19 protein-coding genes are annotated in these 19205 nt (G+C 73.3%); 12 read left to right on the top strand and 7 right to left on the bottom strand.

The window, feature by feature from the left end; genetic code table 11:
* Positions 1-22 precede the first annotated feature (22 nt).
* Positions 23-1054 carry a terpene synthase family protein gene (locus tag IO39_RS44130; RefSeq protein WP_043638240.1) on the top strand — a complete coding sequence of 344 codons (1032 nt, stop codon included), beginning with the start codon at positions 23-25 and terminating at the stop codon, positions 1052-1054.
* Between the two features lie 48 nt (positions 1055-1102).
* On the opposite strand, the gene IO39_RS44125 is transcribed toward IO39_RS44130, so the two are convergent.
* Positions 1103-2071 (bottom strand): DUF5937 family protein, encoded by a 969-nt coding sequence (locus IO39_RS44125; protein WP_052424164.1) that lies wholly within the window; start codon positions 2069-2071, stop codon positions 1103-1105.
* A gap of 60 nt (positions 2072-2131) precedes the next feature.
* Between IO39_RS44125 and IO39_RS44120 the strand changes: the two genes are divergently transcribed.
* The 4 genes from IO39_RS44120 to IO39_RS44105 all read left to right on the top strand — a co-directional run bounded on the left by IO39_RS44120 (position 2132) and on the right by IO39_RS44105 (position 8890).
* A complete protein-coding gene (locus IO39_RS44120) occupies positions 2132-3325 on the top strand; it encodes an MDR family MFS transporter (RefSeq protein WP_043638239.1) in 1194 nt (397 codons plus the stop codon).
* A gap of 116 nt (positions 3326-3441) precedes the next feature.
* Entirely contained in the window at positions 3442-5295 is a 1854-nt protein-coding gene (locus IO39_RS44115) for a sensor histidine kinase (RefSeq protein ID WP_043638236.1), read from the top strand.
* 230 nt (positions 5296-5525) lie between these two features.
* Positions 5526-7061, top strand: a complete 1536-nt coding sequence (locus IO39_RS59535; protein ID WP_043638232.1) for a BTAD domain-containing putative transcriptional regulator — start codon at positions 5526-5528, stop codon at positions 7059-7061.
* A 53-nt stretch (positions 7062-7114) separates the two neighbouring features.
* Positions 7115-8890: an NAD+ synthase gene (locus IO39_RS44105; RefSeq protein ID WP_043639575.1), complete on the top strand. Its 1776-nt coding sequence runs from the start codon at positions 7115-7117 to the stop codon at positions 8888-8890.
* A gap of 88 nt (positions 8891-8978) precedes the next feature.
* On the opposite strand, the gene IO39_RS44100 is transcribed toward IO39_RS44105, so the two are convergent.
* Entirely contained in the window at positions 8979-9704 is a 726-nt protein-coding gene (locus IO39_RS44100; RefSeq protein ID WP_211267402.1) for an HAD family hydrolase, read from the bottom strand.
* Positions 9705-9775: 71 nt separating this feature from the next.
* Between IO39_RS44100 and IO39_RS44095 the strand changes: the two genes are divergently transcribed.
* From IO39_RS44095 to IO39_RS44080, 4 genes are all read left to right on the top strand, one after another.
* Positions 9776-10246 (top strand): RrF2 family transcriptional regulator, encoded by a 471-nt coding sequence (locus IO39_RS44095; protein ID WP_211267401.1) that lies wholly within the window; start codon positions 9776-9778, stop codon positions 10244-10246.
* Positions 10247-10418: 172 nt separating this feature from the next.
* Positions 10419-10874, top strand: coding sequence for a carboxymuconolactone decarboxylase family protein (locus IO39_RS44090; RefSeq protein WP_043638229.1), 456 nt, complete (start codon positions 10419-10421; stop codon positions 10872-10874).
* 69 nt (positions 10875-10943) lie between these two features.
* Positions 10944-11318, top strand: a complete 375-nt coding sequence (locus tag IO39_RS44085) for a metalloregulator ArsR/SmtB family transcription factor (RefSeq protein WP_043638226.1) — start codon at positions 10944-10946, stop codon at positions 11316-11318.
* On the top strand, positions 11315-11818 hold the full coding sequence (locus IO39_RS44080) for an SRPBCC family protein (protein WP_043638223.1): 504 nt from the start codon (positions 11315-11317) through the stop codon (positions 11816-11818). Before IO39_RS44085 ends, IO39_RS44080 begins: the two co-directional genes overlap by 4 nt.
* Before the next feature lie 71 nt (positions 11819-11889).
* Here IO39_RS44080 and IO39_RS44075 read toward each other — a convergent pair whose 3' ends face one another.
* Entirely contained in the window at positions 11890-12570 is a 681-nt protein-coding gene (locus tag IO39_RS44075) for a TetR/AcrR family transcriptional regulator (RefSeq protein WP_043638217.1), read from the bottom strand.
* A gap of 84 nt (positions 12571-12654) precedes the next feature.
* On the opposite strand from IO39_RS44075, the gene IO39_RS44070 reads away from it, so the two are divergent.
* Positions 12655-13827: a hypothetical protein gene (locus IO39_RS44070; RefSeq protein ID WP_043638214.1), complete on the top strand. Its 1173-nt coding sequence runs from the start codon at positions 12655-12657 to the stop codon at positions 13825-13827.
* Between the two features lie 81 nt (positions 13828-13908).
* Here IO39_RS44070 and IO39_RS44065 read toward each other — a convergent pair whose 3' ends face one another.
* A complete protein-coding gene (locus tag IO39_RS44065) occupies positions 13909-14673 on the bottom strand; it encodes a TetR/AcrR family transcriptional regulator (RefSeq protein ID WP_043638211.1) in 765 nt (254 codons plus the stop codon).
* Positions 14674-14722: 49 nt separating this feature from the next.
* Between IO39_RS44065 and IO39_RS44060 the strand changes: the two genes are divergently transcribed.
* A complete protein-coding gene (locus tag IO39_RS44060; RefSeq protein WP_043638208.1) occupies positions 14723-15667 on the top strand; it encodes a daunorubicin resistance protein DrrA family ABC transporter ATP-binding protein in 945 nt (314 codons plus the stop codon).
* Between the two features lie 32 nt (positions 15668-15699).
* Positions 15700-16500: an ABC transporter permease gene (locus tag IO39_RS44055; protein ID WP_245642612.1), complete on the top strand. Its 801-nt coding sequence runs from the start codon at positions 15700-15702 to the stop codon at positions 16498-16500.
* A 3-nt stretch (positions 16501-16503) separates the two neighbouring features.
* On the opposite strand, the gene IO39_RS44050 is transcribed toward IO39_RS44055, so the two are convergent.
* From IO39_RS44050 to IO39_RS44040, 3 genes are all read right to left on the bottom strand, one after another.
* A complete protein-coding gene (locus tag IO39_RS44050) occupies positions 16504-16773 on the bottom strand; it encodes a hypothetical protein (protein WP_157549845.1) in 270 nt (89 codons plus the stop codon).
* Positions 16774-16982: 209 nt separating this feature from the next.
* Positions 16983-17585: a TetR/AcrR family transcriptional regulator gene (locus IO39_RS44045; RefSeq protein ID WP_043638203.1), complete on the bottom strand. Its 603-nt coding sequence runs from the start codon at positions 17583-17585 to the stop codon at positions 16983-16985.
* A gap of 21 nt (positions 17586-17606) precedes the next feature.
* Positions 17607-19169, bottom strand: a complete 1563-nt coding sequence (locus tag IO39_RS44040; RefSeq protein ID WP_043638200.1) for an MFS transporter — start codon at positions 19167-19169, stop codon at positions 17607-17609.
* Positions 19170-19205 lie beyond the last annotated feature (36 nt).

The raw sequence follows: 19205 nt of genomic DNA, 5'->3' as shown, positions 1-19205 counted from the left end.
GAACAGTTCCGCGAACAGTCCCGTGAAGAGCACGGCCAAGAGCCCGGCCGGGAGCACGGCCAAGAGCCCGGCGAGCCCGGGCCCCGCCACGGTGTTCGGCACGGTGCGCACCGCCCTGCGCTCGGCGCTGACGTCCCTGCTGCCGCTGCCGCGCAGGGGCGGCTCGGCCGCGCTGGCGCTGCTGCCCCTCACCGAGCGGGTGCCGGCGATGGCGCAGCCGTGCCGGATGCACCCGGCCGTGTACGCCATCGAGGCCGCGGTCATCGACTGGGCCAGGCGGACCGGCCTGCGCGCCGATCCCGGCGTCGGTTACCACCGGATGGCGGGCCGGGCGTTCGCCGAGTTCGACGCGGCGGCGGCGGCGCTGTTCGCGCAGTGGCTGACGTGGCTGTTCCACCTGGACGACGAGCTGGACGAGCGGTCGGGCCCGCTGGAGATCTTCCACGGCATGCTCAAGGGCGCCTCGCGCCATCCGCTGGAGGCGGCCTTCGCCGACCTGTGGCGGGTGACGAGCGTGCGGATGAGCGACCGGTGGCGGGCCAGGTTCGCGGTGGGGCTGCAACGCCAGTACGACGCCTGCCGCACCGAGGCCGAGAACCGCGCGGCCGGGCGGATGCCGACGCTGGAGGAGTACCCGGCGCTGCGCAGGGGCACGGTGGGCCCCTACCTGTACGACCTGGTGGAGCCGTGCCTGCGGGTGGAGGTGCCGGCCTGGGTGCACGAGTCCGACCCGTGGCAGCAGCTCGTGAGCTCCTGCAGCGACGTGACGGCGTGGTGCAACGACGTGGCCTCGCGGCCGAAGGAGCGCGGCGACGCGCACAACTTCGTGGTGCTGGCGATGCGGCAGCTCGGGCTGGGCGACCGGGAGGCGACGGCCTGGGTGCTCGACCGGATCGCCGGGCGCTGCCAGGACATGCGCAAGGCCGCCAGGCGGCTGCCGCTGGACGACCTGGAGCCGAAGACGGCCAGAGACGTCAGCAAGGTCGCGTGCGCGTACCTGGCGGCGCCGCGCGCCCACCTGGACTGGCTGCTGGAGTCCAAGCGCTACGCGTAGCGGCGGCCCGGCCGCCGGACGCCTTCACCGGCTCCGGCGGGTGGCGGGTCAGACGTCGCGGCCGCCGGCGAGCATGTCGCCGGCGAGGGTGCGGCGGTAGACGACCTGTTTGCCGATCCGCATCCCCACGGCCAGCCCGCCGCCGCTGAGCACGCCGAGGTGCTGGCTGACCGCGCCCGGCGTGAGCGACATGCGGGCGGCCAGCGCCGAGGTGGTGGCGGGCTCGGCGAGCGCGAGCAGGATGCGCGCGCGGCTCCTGCCGATCAGCGCGGCCAGCGCGCCGGGCGCGGGCGGCGGTCCCTGCTCCCACAGCGTGCCGACGCCGTGCACGGGGTAGACGAGCATCGACTGGTACGGCGCCGTCATCACCGCCACGGCCGGCCAGTAGAACGCGCTGGGCAGGAGCACGAGCCCGTCACCGTGCAGCCCCCCGGTCGCGCACCAGGGCCGGTCGATGAGCAGCCGCTCCCCCGTCCACACCACCGACGGGCCGAGCCCGGCGAACAGCTCGCTGGCCCCGCCCTGGGCGAGCTGCCGCGACCGGCGCAGCACGTCGCGCTCCAGCAGGGCGTACACCCGGGGCCAGAACTCGGCGAAGCACGCCTCCCAGTACGCCTCCAGCGCGTCCGCCACCCTGGCCACGCCCGCCTCCGGGTCGGCCATGAACCGCTCGATCACGGCCCGGTCGGTGCCGCGCACGTTGGCGGCCTCCTCGCGGGCCCGCTCGGGGGCGGTGCGCCTGACCCGGTCGAGCTCGGCGGCGAAGTCGGGCATGGGCGTGTCGGGCGGCGGGGTGATGAAGTCGGCGAGGTATCCGCCCGGCGGCACGAGCGCGAACAGCTCGGTCAGGTCGAGCCCGGCCAGGCGGGGCCGCACGGCCTTGATCCAGGGCAGGTGGATGGACTGCCTGGCGGGCTGCTGGAGGGTGCGCAGGCTGGCCACGAGCTCCCACATCGGGGAGAAGGCGAAGCGGATGCGCGCCACGTCCTCCGGCCGCATCACCCAGGTGATGGACATCCTTTTAGTGTGGGCTAAATCGTTCGCGCCACCAATGGGGGAAATCTCACTCTTTGACGCGTGTCGAGCGCAACTGTGGAGAAACCCTCCTTCCTGAGGTCGAAGATCGGCGGGCTGCCCCGCCCGTTCTGGGCGCTGTGGGGCGGCACGCTGGTGAACCGCCTGGGCACCATGGTGATGCCCTTCACCGGCGTCTACCTGACCCAGAGCCGGGGGCTGTCGGTGGCGGCGGCGGGCCTGGTGATGGGCGTGTTCGGCGCGGGCTCGCTGCTGTCGCAGCTGCTGGCGGGCGTGCTGACCGACCGGATCGGCCGCCGGGCCACGCTGGCGGGCGGCATGCTGGCCACGGCGGTGTTCATGCTGGCGCTGGGCTACAGCACCTCGCTGCCGGCGATCCTGGCCTCGATGTTCGCCCTCGGCCTGGTGATCGACGTCTACCGGCCCGCCTCCAACGCCCTGGTCGCCGACCTGGTCTCGCCGGAGGAGCGGCCACGGGCGTACGGGCTGCTGTTCTGGGGGATCAACCTGGGCTACTCGGTCGGCATGACGGCCGGCGGGTGGCTGGCCGAGCTGGGGTTCACCTGGCTGTTCTGGATCGACGCGGTGTCGTGCGTGGTCTTCGCCGTGCTGGTGTGGCGGGCGGTGCCCGAGACCCGGCCGCGCGAGCGGCACGAGACGGGCGGCTTCGGGCTGGTGCTGCGCGACCGGGTCATGGTCGGGTTCACGCTGGTCATGCTGGGCCACGCGCTGGTCTACTCGCAGACGATGACCATGCTGCCGGTGGCGATGACCGACGTCGTGAAGCTGTCGCCCAGGGAGTTCGGGGTGGCCATGGCGCTCAACGGGGTGCTGATCGTCGTGGTGCAGCCGCTGGTGTCCGGCTGGCTGGGGCGCAGGGACCCGGCGCGCACGCTGGCGCTGGGGATCGCCGTGATGGGGGCCGGGTTCGCGCTGACCGCGTTCGTCACCAGCACGCTCGGCCTGGCGGCGACGATCGCGATCTGGACGGTGGGCGAGATCATCACGGCGGGCATCCCCGGGGCGGTCGTGGCCGCGCTGGCGCCGCCGGAGCTGCGCGGGCGGTACTCGGGGCTGTTCGGGTTCGCCTGGTCGCTGGCGGCCGTGCTGGCGCCGCTGCTCGGCGGCCCGCTGCTGGAGATCGGGCCGGGCGCGTTGTGGTTCACGATCGGCGGGGTCGGCGCGGTGGCGGCGATCGGCATGCTGCTGCTCGGCCCGGCGATCAGGCGGCGCTGACCGGGCCCCGGGCCCCTGTCCCGCGGGTCCCGGGGGCCGTTGAGAAAATTTTGATCGGACGTTGGCAGCCGCCCGATAATTTTCACCCCCGATCACGGGGTGAAAGGGCGGGTGACATGCGCCGCGCGAATCTGGCGCGAGGCGTGGCGATCGGCATGGCCACGCTCGCCGTGGTGTTCGAGCTCACCGACATCTGGGTGACGGCGCAGCTGCCGCAGCCCTCCTACACGCCGCTGCCCTTCGCGCCCGAGGACATGGCGGGCACGGCCTTCCCCGTCTTCGGCGCGATCCTCGTGCACAGCAGGCCCCGGCTGGTGATCGGCTGGCTGCTGTGCGCGGGCGGGCTGAGCGCGGCGGCCAACATCCTGTCCGCCAACCTGTTCCAGCTCCTGGCCGGCCACGCCTCGGCGGGCCGGCCGATCGTCAACCTCACCTGGCACGTCCTGCAGCTCACGCTCGGCGTGCTGCTGCCCCTGCTCTACCCGGTGGGCCGGCTGCTGTCGCGGCGCTGGCGCTGGGTGGTGGTGCTGGCCGTGGCCGGCATGGCGCTCGACTGGGCGGGCGTGCTGGGCGGGCAGAAGGCGTTCCGGGAGCCGGCGCACTGGATGGTGTCGGCGGCCATGGCGCTGGCGTTCGTCTCGCTGGTGGTGCGGTTCGCGCGCGGCGACGCGATCGAGCGCCGGCAGCTGCTCTGGCTGCTGGTGACGCTGCCCGGGCTGCTGGTGCCGTGGATGCTGGGCGACCCGTTCTGGTGGCTGGCGACGCTGTTCATCCCGCTGATCCCGGCGGCGATCGCGGTGGCGGTGCTGCGTTACCGGCTGTTCGGCATCGACACGCTGATCAGCAGGACGCTGGTCGGCACCGGCCTGATCATCGTGATCACCGGCGTGTACGTCGCGGCGAGCGCCGCCTCCAGCCTCTTCCTCGCCGAGGTGGACCGGGCGGCCGGGATCGCGGCGGCGGTGTTCGCCGGGGCCGCCTTCCAGCCGATGCGGCGCGCCATGCAGCGCGCCGTGGACCGGCTGCTGTACGGCAGCACCGGCGTGCCCGCCGCCCTGGCCAGGCGGCTGCGGCACCGGCTGCAGCACACCGACCCGGCGCACGGGCTGCTGGCGACACTGGACGTGCTGCGCGAGGGCCTGTCGGTGACCGGCGTGGCCGTCGAGCTGGACGGCACGACCACGACCTCGGGCGCCATCGGCGCCCCCGCGCGGGTGATCGCGCTGGTCTGGCACGGCGAGCCGGTCGGGCTGCTGCTGATCGGGCCGACGGACCGGCGCAGATTCCCCGCGGCGCACGACGAGCGGGTGATCGCGACGCTGACCCCGTACATCGCCGACGCGGCGCACGCGGTGCGGCTGACGGCGGCGTTGCAGCGCTCGCGCGAGCGCATCCTGACCGCGCGCGAGGAGGAGCGGCGGCGGCTGCGGCGCGACCTGCACGACGGGCTCGGCCAGTCGCTGACGGGCATGGCCATGTCGATCAACGCCGCGCGGGTGACGATGCGCAGCTCCCCGGAGCGGGCGGACCTGCTGCTGGCCGAGCTGCGGGCGGGCATGGACGCGGTGAGCGGCGACATCAGGCAGCTCGTGTACGGCCTGCGCCCGCCCGCCCTCGACGAGCTGGGCCTGGCGGGGGCCGTGGCGGAGCTGGCGGGCGCGCCGGTGGAGGTGTGCGGGGACCTGGACGGGCTGCCGGCGGCGGTGGAGGTGGCCGCGTACCGGATCGTGCAGGAGGCGCTGACCAACGCGCGCAAGCACGCCGGGGCCACCCGGATCGTGGTCGCGCTGCGGCGCGGGGACCGCCTGCGGGTGACGGTCACCGACGACGGGCGTGGGCTGCCGCCGGACGCGCGGCCGGGGGTCGGGCTGCGGTCGATGCGGGAGCGGGCGGCGGAACTGGGAGGCACCTGCGCCGTGCGCGAGGCGGAGGGAGGGGGCACCGTTGTCGAGGCCGAGCTTCCCCTGTGAACCGCGCCGTCCCCAGGTCCTCCGCGCCGGGTTTGGCGCGCACCATGGCCACGGGCCGCACCCTCCCGCGCGGCCCGCGCCCCCGGGCTTGGGCGAACCACGGCCACGGGCCGCACCCCCGCGGCGCACCCCACCGTCTCGATGGCCCGCACCACACCATGTCAGGCGGCATGTCACGTGGAATTTCGCCATATACCCGGACTCGTTCTCCCTCTACAGTTACGGCTGACATGCTGACCTTCACCGCTCTGGGACCGTTCCAGGCCTGGGCCGACGGCGCCCCTCTCGACCTCGGCGGGCAGCGGCAGCGGGCGGTGCTCGCGCGCCTGCTCGTCGCCGGCGGCCGCGCCGTGCCCGTGAACACGCTCATCGACGAGCTCTGGCCGGGCAGCCCGCCGGCGCAGGCCCTGTCCACGATCCAGGGCTACGTCTCCAGGCTGCGCCGCGCCCTCGAACCCGGCCGCGCGCCCCGCGAGGAGGCCGGGGTGCTGGTGTCCGCGCCGCCGGGGTACGCGCTGCGCGCCCGTACCGAGCAGGTGGACGCCTGGCACTTCGAGAGCCTGGTGAAGTCCGGCGTGAAGCCCGACGTGAAGTCCGACGGCGCGCCCGCGCGGGTGTGGGCGGCCATGGACACCGCGCTGGGATTGTGGCGGGGGCCGGCGCTGGCCGAGTTCGCGGAGCTGAGCTGGGCCGCGACCGAGGCGGGGCGGCTGGAGGAGCTGCGGCTCATCGCGCTGGAGCGGCGGGCCGACGCCGGGCTCGCGCTGGGCCGGGCCACGGCGCTGGTGGCCGACCTGGAGGCGCACGCGTCGGCGTACCCGCTGCGGGAGGAGGCGTGGCGGCTGCTGGCCGTGGCGCTGTACCGGATGGGGCGCCAGGGCGACGCGCTGGCGGCGCTGCGCAGGGCGCGCGCGGTGTGGCGGGAGGAGCTGGGGCTGGATCTGACGGCGGGGCTCAAGCGCCTGGAGGCCGACATGCTGGCCCAGCGGCTGGAGGAGCCGCCCGCTCCCCGGGCCGCCGCTCCCGGCCTTCCCGGCGCCGGCACCGTCCCCGGTGACGCCGCGCCCGGGGACACCGCACCCGTGTCCGGCGAGCCCGCGGCCGGCGCGCCGGTGCTGCGGGTGCTGGTGGCCGACGACCAGGCGCTGGTGCGGGCCGGACTCAAGGCGGTGCTGGACGCCGAGCCGGGGGTGGCGCCGGCGGGCGAGGCCGCCAACGGCGAGGAGGCGATCGCGGGCGTGCGCGCGACGCGGCCGGACGTGGTGCTGCTGGACATCCAGATGCCGCGCCTGGACGGCCTGGCGGCCGCGCGCCGCATCCTGGCCGGAGAGCGCCCGCCGAAGGTCGTGATGATGACCACGTTCGGCAGCGACGAGAACCTGTACGCGGCGCTGCGGGCCGGGGTGAGCGGCTTCCTGCTGAAGACCTCGCCCCCCGAGCAGATCCTGGCCGCGATCAGGGCGGCGGCGGCCGGGGACGCGCTCATCGACCCGGCGGTGACCACGCGGCTGATCTCGGCGTTCGCCGGGCGCGTGGACCCCGACTCTCCCCCGGCGCTGGCCGGGCTGCCCGACGACCGGCTCGACGTGCTCAAGCTCGTCGCCCGCGGGCTGACCAACCGGCAGATCGGGCAGACGCTGTCGCTGCCGGAGGAGGAGGTGAGCCTGTCGGTCAAGGCGCTGCTGGAGCATCTGGGGCTGTTCGACCGGGCTCAGCTGGTCATGGCGGCGTACGAGTCGGGGCTGGTCACCCCGGGGGCGAAATGAGCCGCTTATCGTCGCTTTGACGATAAAAATCGGGGCGTACTAGGCTGTTGCACGTGGCACAACTGCGCATCGCCCTGGCACAGACGAACCCGACCGTCGGCGACCTGAGCGGCAACGCCGACCGGCTGCTCGCGTGGACCCGCGACGCGGCCGAGCGCGGCGCTCACCTCGTCGTCTTCACCGAGATGTTCCTCACCGGCTACCCGGTCGAGGACCTCGTCCTGCGCACGTCCTTCGTGGACGCCAGCGTCAGGACCCTGGAGGAGGTGGCGCGCAGGCTGGACCGTGAGGGCCTGGGCGACCTGCCGGTGGTGGTCGGCTACGTGGACCGCGCCGGGCTGGCCCCCCGCGTGGGGCAGCCGAAGGGCGCCCCGCTCGACGCCGCCGCGGTGCTGCACCAGGGCCGGGTGGTCGCCCGCACGGCCAAGCACCACCTGCCCAACTACGGGGTGTTCGACGAATACCGCTACTTCGTGCGCGGCGACCGGCTGCCGATCTTCCGGCTGCACGGCGTGGACGTGGCGATCGCGGTGTGCGAGGACCTGTGGCAGGAGGGCGGCCCTGTGTCCGTGGCGGGGCAGGCGGGGGCCGGGCTGCTGGTCGCGCCGAACGCCTCGCCGTACGAGAAGGAGAAGGACGACGTACGGCTGGAGCTGTGCGCCCGCAGGGCCCGCGAGGCCGGGTGCGCGCTCGTCTACGTCAACCAGGTCGGCGGGCAGGACGAGCTGGTCTTCGACGGCGACTCCATCGTGGTGGACGGGTCGGGCGAGCTGGTCGCGCGGGCCGGGCAGTTCAAGGAGGAGCTGCTGGTCGTCGACCTGGACGGCCTGCCGGTGTCGGACGCCGAGCCGGGCAGGTATCCGTACGACGCGGGCGACGGCAGCACGATCACCGTCGAGCGGCTGGTGCTGTCACAGGAGCCCGTCGCGCCCTACGCGCCCGAGCCGGCCCGGGTCGCCGCGCGGCTGGACCCGTACGCGGAGGTCTACTCCGCGCTGGTGCTGGCGGTGCGCGACTACGTGGCCAAGAACGGCTTCCAGTCGGTCATCCTGGGCCTGTCGGGGGGCATCGACTCGGCGCTGACCGCCACCATCGCCTCCGACGCCATCGGCCCCTCGCGCGTCAACGTGGTGCTCATGCCCTCGCGCTACTCCTCCGAGCACTCGCTGGCCGACGCCGAGGACCTGGTGCGCCGGCAGGGCGTCAACGCCCAGGTGGTGCCGATCTCCGAGATCGTCAACTCCTTCGAGAAGGAGATCGAGCTGTCGGGCCTGGCCGCCGAGAACCTCCAGGCCAGGGTGCGCGGCATGATCCTGATGGGCCTGTCCAACGAGCACGGCCACCTGGTGCTCACCACGGGCAACAAGAGCGAGCTGGCCACGGGCTACTCCACCCTCTACGGCGATTCGGCGGGCGGCTTCGCGCCGATCAAGGACGTGCCGAAGACGATGGTGTGGGAGCTGGCGAAGTGGCGCAACGCCCACTCCGGGCCCGGTTTCCTGCTCGACGCCGAGCGGCCGATCCCGGAGAACTCGATCACCAAGGAGCCCAGCGCCGAGCTGCGGCCCGACCAGCGCGACACCGACTCGCTGCCGCCGTACGAGGTGCTGGACCGGCTGCTCGACGACTACGTCGAGAAGGACATGGGCTCGCAGGAGCTCATCGCGGCCGGGCACGATCCGGCGCTGGTGACGCGGGTGATCCGGCTGGTGGACCTGGCGGAGTACAAGCGGCGGCAGTATCCACCGGGGCCGAAGATCACGCCGAAGAACTTCGGCCGCGATCGGCGCCTGCCCATCACCAACCGGTGGCGGGAGACCACGGGCTGACCTCTCGGGGCGGGCTCGTCAGGGCGGGCCTGTCGGCGCGGGCCTGTCGGGGCGGACCTGTCGGGGCGGGCCTGTCGGGGCGGGCCTGTCAGTGTGGGGTCACTCCGGCACCGCCCCCGGAGGCTCCGGCCCGGCTCTCGACCGGCTCGGGGGTCGTGCCCTCCAGGCGGGCCACGGTGGTGGTCAGCTCGGGGAAGGCGTCGATGAAGGCGTCGACCCGGTGCGCCCCGAAGTCGGCGCGCCGCCGCACGCCGCTCTGCATGCAGGCGACGAAGCGCAGGCCCGCGCCGTTGGCGGCCTGCGCGTCGCCCGGGGAGTCGCCCACGTACAGGCACTGCCGGGGCTCCAGGCCGGTGGCGGCCAGCAGCTCGTCGAAGGCGCGCGCGTCGGGCTTGCGGAAGCGCATGTTGCCCGCGTGGTAGACGGCGGCGAGCCGGTCGGCGAGCGCGTGATCGGGTGCCATGAGGTGGGCCATCTCCGTCTCGGTGCGCGAGGTCAGCAGCATGAGGCTGCGGCCGGCGGCGGCGAGCTCGTCGAGCGTGCGCAGGTTCTCCGGCGCGATCACGTCGAGCAGCCCGGCCGTGACGTATTCCCGCAGCACGACCCGGTAGGCGGACTCGAAGGCGGCGAGGTCGAGGCCGGGCGAGCGCCGCGGCATCGCTTCGAGCAGGGGCTCGCCCCAGGTGGACAGGTGCACGGCGCGGGACATCGGCGCGCGGCCGATCCGCGCCAGGACCTCGTTCTCCAGCTCGAAACAGACCGCCTCGGTGAGGCAGAGCGTGTCGTCCACATCGATCACCACGGCGCGAATCACATGGCCCAAGATAGGCCCTTCACGCGCCCCGGCTTGCCGGCCGGGATTCTGGATGTGTAGTGTCCAGGAATATGCAGATGGGCGAAGGCGTCGAGTGGGCGCTGCACAGTTGCCTCAACCTGGCGTGGGCGGAGCCGGGCGAGGCGGTCACGGCGACCCGGCTGGCGGCCTTCTTCGATCTGCCCGCGGCCTACCTGAACAAGCAGTTGCAGGCGCTCGCGCGGGCCGGGATCGTCACCTCGACCTCGGGGCCGCGCGGCGGGTTCAGGCTGGCGCGGAGCCCGCGGGAGATCACGCTGCTGGACGTGGTGACCGCGATCGAGGGGCCGCAGGACGCGTTCCGGTGCCGGCAGATCCTGCGGCGCGCGCCCACCGGCTCCGAGACCGTCGACTACCGCAAGGCGTGCCTGGTCTCGCAGGCGATGCGGCGGGCCGAGCTCGCCTGGCGGCGCGAGCTGGCGGAGCAGACGCTCGCCGACATCATGGCGGCGGTGGAGAGCCGCTCTCCACGCACGCCGGAGCGCACCCGCGCGAACCTGTGACAGCGCGACTCTTGTGACGGCACGGTTCTTGTGACGGCACGGTTCTGGTGACCGCGCGCCGGCCCCCTGCTGCCGGTGACGCGTGTTCCACGCCTGTTCGGGCGTGCACGCTTCACACCCCGCCCTGATTCTGGATATTCACCATCTCGAATGACCTGAAAGAGGAGTCACAATGGAAGCACGTATGGCCGACGTCTACAAGCTCGCCTCCGGCGGCCACCGGGCCCTGGAGGCGATGGAGAGCTGGCTGGCGAGCACGGAGGTGCCGCAGCCGCTGCTGGAGCTGGTGCGGGTGCGCGCCAGCCAGATCAACGGCTGCGGCCTGTGCGTCGACTACCACTCGCACCGCGCCGACCGGGCCGGCGAGCGGGCCGAGCGGCTGTGGTCGGTGGCGGCGTGGCGGGAGGCCCCGTACTACACCGCGCAGGAGCGGGCCGCGCTCGCCCTCACCGAGGCGATGACCCGGCTGGCGGACTCCTCCGACGGCGTGCCCGACCACGTCTGGGAGGAGGTCGCCGGGCAGTTCTCGCGGGAGGCGCTGGCCGCGCTCGTGATGGCCATCGCCTCGGTCAACGCCTGGAACCGCGTGAACGTCGCCACCCGGCAGCTCGCCGGCTGGTACCGCTGAGGACGCCGCACCTCCTTCACCGGCGCCGGGCCCTTCCGTAACGCGTAACCAGTAGGTTACGCTTTACGAGTGGACGACGTGGCAGGGGCGATCGCCGACCCGGTGCGGAGAGAGATCCTCGTCCTGCTGAGGGACGGGCGGCTCTCGGCGGGCGAGGTCGCCGAGCATTTCGCGATCAGCCGGCCCGCCGTGAGCCGCCACCTCCGGGTGCTCAGGCAGAGCGGGCTGGTGCGCGCCGAGCTCGCCGGCAGGCAGCGCTTCTACACGCTCGACCCGGAGCCGTTCGGCGAGCTGGTCGGGTGGCTGGCGCAGTTCGCCCGGCCCGCCGGGTGGGAGCACCGGCTCGACGCGCTGGAGACCGAGGTCTACCGGACCCGCCGCGAACGCCGCCCGTCCCCGGACGTCAAAGCCCCGCAGGACATCGGAGAGGAGAACACGGCATGAGCCCCATCCCGACCGGCCGGCTGTTCAGGACCGGCGAGGGCAGCGACCTCGTGCTCACCCGCACCTTCCGCGCGTCCGCCGAGGACGTGTGGGCCAGCGTCACCGAGCCGGAGCGCACGGCACGCTGGTTCGGCCCGTGGGAGGGCGACGCGGCGCCCGGCAACACCGTCAAGGTGCAGCTGCGGTTCGAGGAGCAGCAGCCCTGGTACGACCTGCGCATCGACGCCTGCGAGCCGCCGCGCCGGCTGGCGGTCTCGTCGCTGGACGAGTTCGGGGCCTGGCGCCTCGAACTCCTGCTGTCGGAGTCGGCGGGGGTGACCGAGCTGCGCTTCGTCCAGCACCTCGACACCGAGGACGGGATCGGGGAGGTCGGCCCGGGCTGGGAGTACTACCTGGACCTGCTCGTGGCCTCCCGCGACGGCTCGCCGACGCCGGACTTCGGCGACTACTACCCGGCGATGAAGGCGTACTTCACCGGGCTCACCAGCGCGGCACCCTGAGAGGTCAGGGGTGGGTGTCGTCCGGCAGCGCCACCAGCGTGCGCACCCCGGCCTTGCCGAGGAAGAGCGGGTCAGGAGGTCTCGGGGGGCAGGCGGGCCGCGATGCCGTCGAGGATGAGGTCGAGGCCCAGCAGGAACTGGCCGTCGAAGTCCCCGTTGTCCACCTGGGCAAGCCGGGCGAGGTCGGCCATCCGCTCGTTCAGGTGTCCGGCCACGGCCCCGCGCAGCTCGGCGTCGGCGGCCGGGGTGCGGATGCGTGCCCACCAGATGTTCTCGGCGGCGACGAACCCGTTGACGTAGGAGGTCAGCGTGCCGACGGCGGCGGTGAGCGCGGGCCCGGCCAGCCCGGCCGACGCCAGCGCCGCATAGAACGGCCGGGAGCGGGCCAGCGCGTTCGGCCCGAGCAGGGGGCGGGTGGCGGTGAGCGCGGGCACCCAGGGGTGGCGGCGCATGACGGCCCTGCTCTGCGTGAGCTGGCGGACCAGGTAGTCCCGCCAGGGCCCGGGCTCGGGCGGCTCCTCGATCTCGCCGATCACCTCGTCGAGGGCCAGGTCGAGGACGTCCTCCTTGCTCCGGACGTACTCGTAGAGCGACATCGTCCCGGCCCGCAGCCGGGCGGCGAGGGCGCGCATGGACAAGCCCGCCGCCCCTTCGGCGTCGAGCAGGGCGACGGCGGCCTCGACGATGCGCTCGCGCGAGAGCCGGGGCCTGCGCGGGCGGTCGTCGTCACGCAACCAGATCGACTCCGGCATCCTCCGCCCTCCCGTCTTCCGTGCACTGTACGGAAAACCGTACGGCTAGCTTGGGCGACCCGCGAAACGGACGAAGGAGGAGCCATGACCGAGCGGCAGTGGCAGCGGGACTACGCGATGCTGGCGTTGCGGATCGACCGGCTGATCACCGGCACCGCGCTCATCTACCGGGGCCCGGCGCAGTGGCGCGCGGCGGTCGCCGCCGAGCCGCCCGCCGCGCCCGGCGCGCTGGCGGAGGAGGCGGAGCGGCTGCTGGAGTCCGCCCCCTCCGCCTACCTCCGCGCCCACGTACGGGCGATGCGCGCCGTGGCCCGGCGCCTGGCCGGCGAGCGGCTGCCGCTGGCCGAGTACGGGCGGCGGTGCCTGGGCCTGGAGCCGCGCCGGGTGCCGGAGGAGGTGTTCGAGCAGGCCCACGCCGAGCTGGACGCGGCCCTGCCGAGGACCCCGGGCCCGCTGGCCGACCGGCTGCGGGCGTGGCGGGCCGCGCACACGCTCCGGGACGTCGGGCGGCTGCCCGAGCTGGTCGGCCGGGCGGTGGCCGAGGCCAGGGCCAGGACGTCGAAGGCCATCGTCCCGCTGCCCGAGGGCGAGGTCGTGGGATGCGCGCTGGTGACGGGCGTGGCCTTCCACGGGGCGGGCGACTACGAGGGCGGGCTGAGGTCCACGATCCACATCAACAAGGAGATCCCGTTCAACCTGGCGGACCTGCTGTATCTGGTGACCCACGAGGGGCATCCGGGGCACATCGCCGAGTCGATGCTCAAGGAGCTGCGGCTCGGGCCGGAGCAGGGGGTGCGGTTCATGGTGTCGCCGTCGTTCGTGCTGAGCGAGGGGCTGGGGCTGCTGGCGGAGGAGCTGGTCTTCCCCGGGGACGAGGCGCAGGAGTGGCTGAACGCCAACGTCTTCCCCGAGCTGGGGATCCGGCCGGACGGGAGCGACTTCGCGGCCGTGCACCGCGCGCGGAACGTGTTGTGGGGTGTGTGGGGGAACGCGGCGTTCCTGGCCGACGAGGGGCGGGGCGAGGCGGAGCTGGGGGCGTACCTGCGGCGGTGGGCGCTCTATGACGACGGCGAGGTGGCGGCGGTGCTCGGGCTGCTCGCGCCGTCGCCGATGAGTCCGTACATCTTTGGATATTTCCATGGATGGGAGCTGGTGCGGCGCTGGGTGACCGGCCCCGACCGCGCCCGGCGGCTGCTCACCGAGCAGCTCCTGCCCGCCGACGTGACCTCACAGGACCACACCGGCGCGGGCCTTTGAGGCCCGCTCACCGCGCGGCCGCTCACCGCGCGGCCGCTCACCGCGCGACCGCTCACCGCGCGACCGCAAACCGCGGGGCCGCTATCCTCCGAACCGGCCCTTCGAGGTGCGGCGGGCGATGAGCTGTTCGACGCCGTCGAGCATCAGGTCGAGGCCGAAGCGGAAGTCCGCGTCGTCCGCCCAGCCCTCGGCGCCGCGGAAGACGCCCCCGTGCACGGCGGCCGACAGGGCCGGGTAGCGCTCCGGGTCGAGCACCTCGGCCAGCAGCTCGCCGTAGTCGGCGGCCCCTTCGAGCCCGGCCCCCGCGTGCTCCTCGAACCCCATGCCGGCCGCGTGCGCGAGCGCGGCGTCGGTCAGCGCGTAGCCCGTGAGGGTGCTGGCCACGTTGATCTTCTCGCCGTCGTCGAGGCCGGTGCCGGCGAGCGCGGCCAGCAGCCGGTCCAGCCAGAGCAGCCGCCGCGGGCCCAGCGGCGGGGCGTATTTGGTGACCTCCAGCACCCAGGGGTGCGCCAGCACGAGGTCACGCTGGGCCCGCGTCCACAGGGCGGCGTAGTCGCGCCAGGGCATGCCGCCGGGCTCGGGCGGGTCGAGGGCCACGGCGTCGGCCATGGAGGTGAGCAGGTCCTCCTTGCTGCCGACATAGCGGTAGAGCGCCGTGGCCGCCACCCCCACCCGCGAGGCCACGCCGCCCATCGAGACGCCGGCCAGCCCTTCGGCGTCGGCGATCTCGATGGCGGCGGCGGTGATGGTGGCCAGGTCGAGCCGGGGCCGCGGCCCCCGTCGCGGCGCGCGCTCACGCCCCCACATCCGCTCCAGCATGGGGGGCAGTGGTCGCTCGGGCGCCATCGACGTTCCTCCTTGACTCGCTCCTAGGATTCTGCATTACCTTAAAACTATGAACGCCATACACAGTAGGCCATTCACAGATGCCATTCGCGCCCGGGGGCTGACCAAGTCGTTCGGCGCGAACCGCGTGCTGGCCGGGGTCGACCTGACCGTGCCCACCGGTTCGCTGCTGGCGCTGCTCGGGCCCAACGGCTCGGGCAAGACGACGACCGTGCGCATCCTGACCACCCTGCTCGCCCCCGACGGCGGCACCGCCACGGTGGGCGGGCACGACGTGACGCGCGACGGCGTGGCCGTGCGCCGGATGATCGGGCTGACCTCGCAGCAGGCCACGGTGGACGACCTGCTGACCGGGCGGGAGAACCTGGAGCTGTTCGCCGGCCTCTACCATCTGGGCCGCCGCCGGGCGCGGCGGCGGGCGGACGAGCTGCTGGAGCGCTTCGGCCTGACCGCCGCCGCCGGCCGCCGGGCCGGCACCTACTCCGGCGGCATGCGCCGCCGCCTCGACCTGGCGGCCAGCATGGTCTCGGAGCCGCCGATCCTCTTCCTGGACGAGCCCACGACCGGGCTCGACCCGCGCAGCCGGGCCGAGCTGTGGTCGGTGATCCGCGAGCTGCTCGCCTCCGGCACCACCATCCTGCTCACCACGCAGTACCTGGAGGAGGCCGACCAGCTCGCCGACCGCGTCGTGGTGATCAACGGGGGCCGCGTGGTCGCCGACGACTCCCCCGCCGCGCTCAAGCGGCAGGTCGGCGCGGAACGGCTGGCGCTGCGCCCGGCCGAGCCGGCGGACCTGGCCCGCGCGGGCGCCGCGCTGCCCGGCGCCCACCCGGACGCCGAGGCCGGTGAGCTCACGCTCGCCCTCCAGGACCCCGACCACCTGCGCCGCGCGCTGGATCAGCTGCACCGGGCGGGCATCCCGGTCGGGCACGTGGAACTGCGCACGCCGACCCTGGACGACGTGTTCTTCGAGCTCACGGCGGCCGCGGCGTGAGCGCCCCCGTCACCGCCGCCGATGGCCGCGGCGTGAGCGCTCCCCTCACCGCCACGGGTGGCGGCATGAGCGCCGCCGGCGACCTGCGCCGCCTGGTCGTCCGCGACCTGCGCCGCGACATGCGCGTCCTCGACGGGCTCATCGTCAACACCGCGCTACCGGTGATGATCATGGTCCTGTTCGTGTACGTGTTCGGCGGCGCGATCTCGACCGGCTCCAGCGGGCTGGACTACGTCGACTTCGTGGTGCCCGCCGTCCTGCTCATGTCCGGCGGGTACGGCGCCGCGCTGACCGCCGTGACCATCTCCGACGACATGACCGGCGGCATGATCGACCGCTTCCGCACCCTGCCGATCAGCGGCTGGGTGGTGCCCGCCGGGCACGTCGTGGCCTCGGTGATCCGCAACCTGGCCTCCTCGGCCATCGCGCTGGCCGCCGCGCTCCTGCTCGGCTTCCGCCCCGACGCCTCGCTCACCGACTGGGCGCTGGTGCTGGCCCTGGTGACGGGGTACGTGCTGGCGATGTCGGCGCTGGCGGCCGTCTGGGGGCTGCTGGTCAGCTCCTCGCAGGCGGCCGGGGCGTTCAGCTTCGTGGTGCTCTTCCTGCCGTACGTGTCGGACGGGATCGTCCCCGCCGAGACCATGCCGGGCGTGCTGCGCGGCTTCGCCGACCACCAGCCGCTGACGCCGATCATCGACACCATGCGGGCGCTCCTGCTCGACCTGCCCATGGGCTCGTCCGGGGCGGCGGCCACGGCCTGGCTGGCGGGCATCGTGGCGATCTGCGTGCCGCTCGCGGCGCTGCTGTTCCGCCGCCGGACCTCCGCCCGCTAGCGATCAGGTAGCCGACGGCGATCGGCAGCAGCGAGTGGGCGAAGCGGCGGCGTACAGGGCGAAGAAGGCCAGCAGGGTGAGGGGCGCGGCGGGCTCGGGGGCGGCCGGCTCCATCCAGGTGAAGGCGAGCAGGCCCGCGGCGGCGGGCCGGTAGCCCAGCCCCGGCGGGTACGGGCGGCGCGGCCGGTCCGGCAGCAGCCGGAACGGGTTCAGCGTCCGCCACACCGGGCCGAACACCAGCGACGCGGGCACCAGGCCCACCCAGAAGAGCACGTACACCAGGTACGGGCCGGCGTTCTCCTCCGCCGGGCCGAGGACCAGCCAGCCGAGGGTGTAGACGGCGGCCAGGAGGGTCAGGAGCCGACGAACGCGAATTTTCGCATGGGGGGCATGGCCGCGAGACTAGAACAAGGCTCACGTTCTGCTTAGGGCATCACCCGGCCGGAACGTCCGGGACGGTCCGGCCGGGCGGAACGCAAAACTCACGGGGCCATTCCCCGCAGCACCGCGTCCACCACCCGCTCGGCGAGGTCGGGCGGGAGATCCCCGGCGGGAGCCCACTTGGAGTGCCACATCATGGTGCCGGTGATCATCGCCATGCCCATGTCGAGGTCGAGGTCGGCGCGCAGCTCGCCGGAGGCGACGCCGCGCTCGATCACGGCGCGCATCGCCTGCCTGCGGGGCTCGACGGAGCGCTTGAGGAAGCGCTCCATGAGCTGCGGATGGCGGTCGGCCTCGTTCAGCGCGATGTTCATCACACACCGGGTGCGGGCCCCGCCGGACTCCTGGCGCATGGCGTCGACCAGGCTGATCAGGTCGTCGCGCACCGAGGCGCCGGCCAGCGGCGGCAGCGGCGCCTTGAGCGTGGCCAGGGCGTCGACGACCAGGTCTTCCTTGTTGGACCAGCGCCGGTAGATCGTCGTCTTGCCCACGCCCGCTCTCGACGCGATCGCCTCGATGGTCAGCTCGGACACTCCCATGCCCTCGGCGATCAGATCGAGCGTCGCCTCGATGATCGCCTTCTCGGCCTTCTCGCTGCGCGGACGGCCCGCTGGGCGGGCAGTCCCGGTTTCCTGGATCGACATCGCGGCCTCACCTTACATCTCTCACCCGCGCGGAGAGGTCAGCGCCGGTTCCTTGTGCTCGGCGTGCCTGGCGGGGCGGGTCTTGCCCGGCATCCACAGGGCCACGACGACGATGCCCAGCAGCCCGATCGCCGCCGCGACCAGCGCCGTGACGTGCATGCCGTTCACGAACGCGGTGAACGCCGGCTTGATCAGCGCCTGCCCCTTCTCCCCCAGCTCCTGCGCGACGGTCATGGTGCCCATGATCGACTCGCCGGCGCCGTGCCGCACCTCCTCGGGCAGCCCGGCCAGCGCGGGCGCCATCTCGCCGCGGTAGCTGGACGAGAGCACCGAGCCGAGCACGGCCACGCCGAGCGCGCCGGCCACCTGGCGGACGGTGTTGCTCATGGCCGAGCCGACGCCGGCCTTCTCCCTGGGCAGCGACTCCATGATCGCGGTGGTGGCGGGCGGCATGATGTTGGCCATCGCGGCGCCCTGGATGAAGAAGACGACCTCGATCAGCAGGATCGGCGTGTTCTGGTCCATCAGCGCGTAGCTGCCCAGCGCCAGCGTCACCACCACCAGGCTGACGGTGGCCGACAGCTTGGCGCCGAAGCGCTCGTTCACCCGCTGGCTGAGCGGGGCGAAGATGAGCTGCGCGGCGGCGAACGGGATCATCAGCGCGCCCGCCTGCACCGGCGAGAACCCCAGCACGATCTGCAGGTAGAACGTGAGGAAGAACATCCCGCCCATCATCGCGAAGAAGACGATGCCCATCATGCCGATGGCCGAGCTGAAGCGCACGTTGCCGAAGCTGCGCACGTCGAAGACGGGGTGGTCGACGCGCCGCTCCCACCACACGAACACCCCCAGCACCACCGCGCCGAACAGGGTCGGGACCAGCACCTCCGCGCTGGCCACGGTGCCCAGCTCGCCGCCGCGGATGATGCCGTACACGACGGCCACCAGACCGATGATCGACAGCACCACGCCCACCGGGTCCAGCCGGGACGGCTTGGGGTCGCGCGACTCGGGCACGATGGTCGCGATGAGGATCATGCTGATCACCACGATCGGCACGTTGATCAGGAAGACCGAGCCCCACCAGAAGTGCTCGATCAGCAGCCCTCCCGTGATGGGGCCGATCGCCACCGCCAGGCCCACGCCACCGGACCACACCCCGATCGCCTTGCCGCGCTCGCCGGGCGGGAACACGTTGGAGATGATCGCCAGCGTGGCCGGCATGATCGCCGCCCCGCCGATGCCCATCGCCGCCCTGGCCAGGATGAGCTGCATCGGGTCCTGGGCGTAGGCGCTGGCGAGCGAGGCCAGGCCGAACAACGTCATTCCGATGAACAACATGCGCTTGCGACCGGTCCGGTCACCGATCACGCCGAACGTGAACAACAGTCCGGCGAACACGAGCGTGTAGGAGTTGATCGCCCACTCCAGCTCGCTCTGCGTGGCGCCGAGGCCGACCGTCTCGTCGGCGATCGTCTTCATCGCCACGTTGAGGATCGTGTTGTCGAGCACCACGGCCAGCAGACTGAACACGAGCACGCCGAGGATGCCCCAGCGGCGCGGATGTCCTGCGTTCGGGTCCATGGAGAACTTCCTTAATTTCGATACGTCTAAGTTTCG

Source organism: Nonomuraea candida (genome assembly GCF_000725485.1).
GTDB classification, from domain to species: domain Bacteria; phylum Actinomycetota; class Actinomycetes; order Streptosporangiales; family Streptosporangiaceae; genus Nonomuraea; species Nonomuraea candida.
Note: the sequence above shows the minus strand (reverse complement) of the source record. Positions and strands in the feature narration are given on the sequence as shown.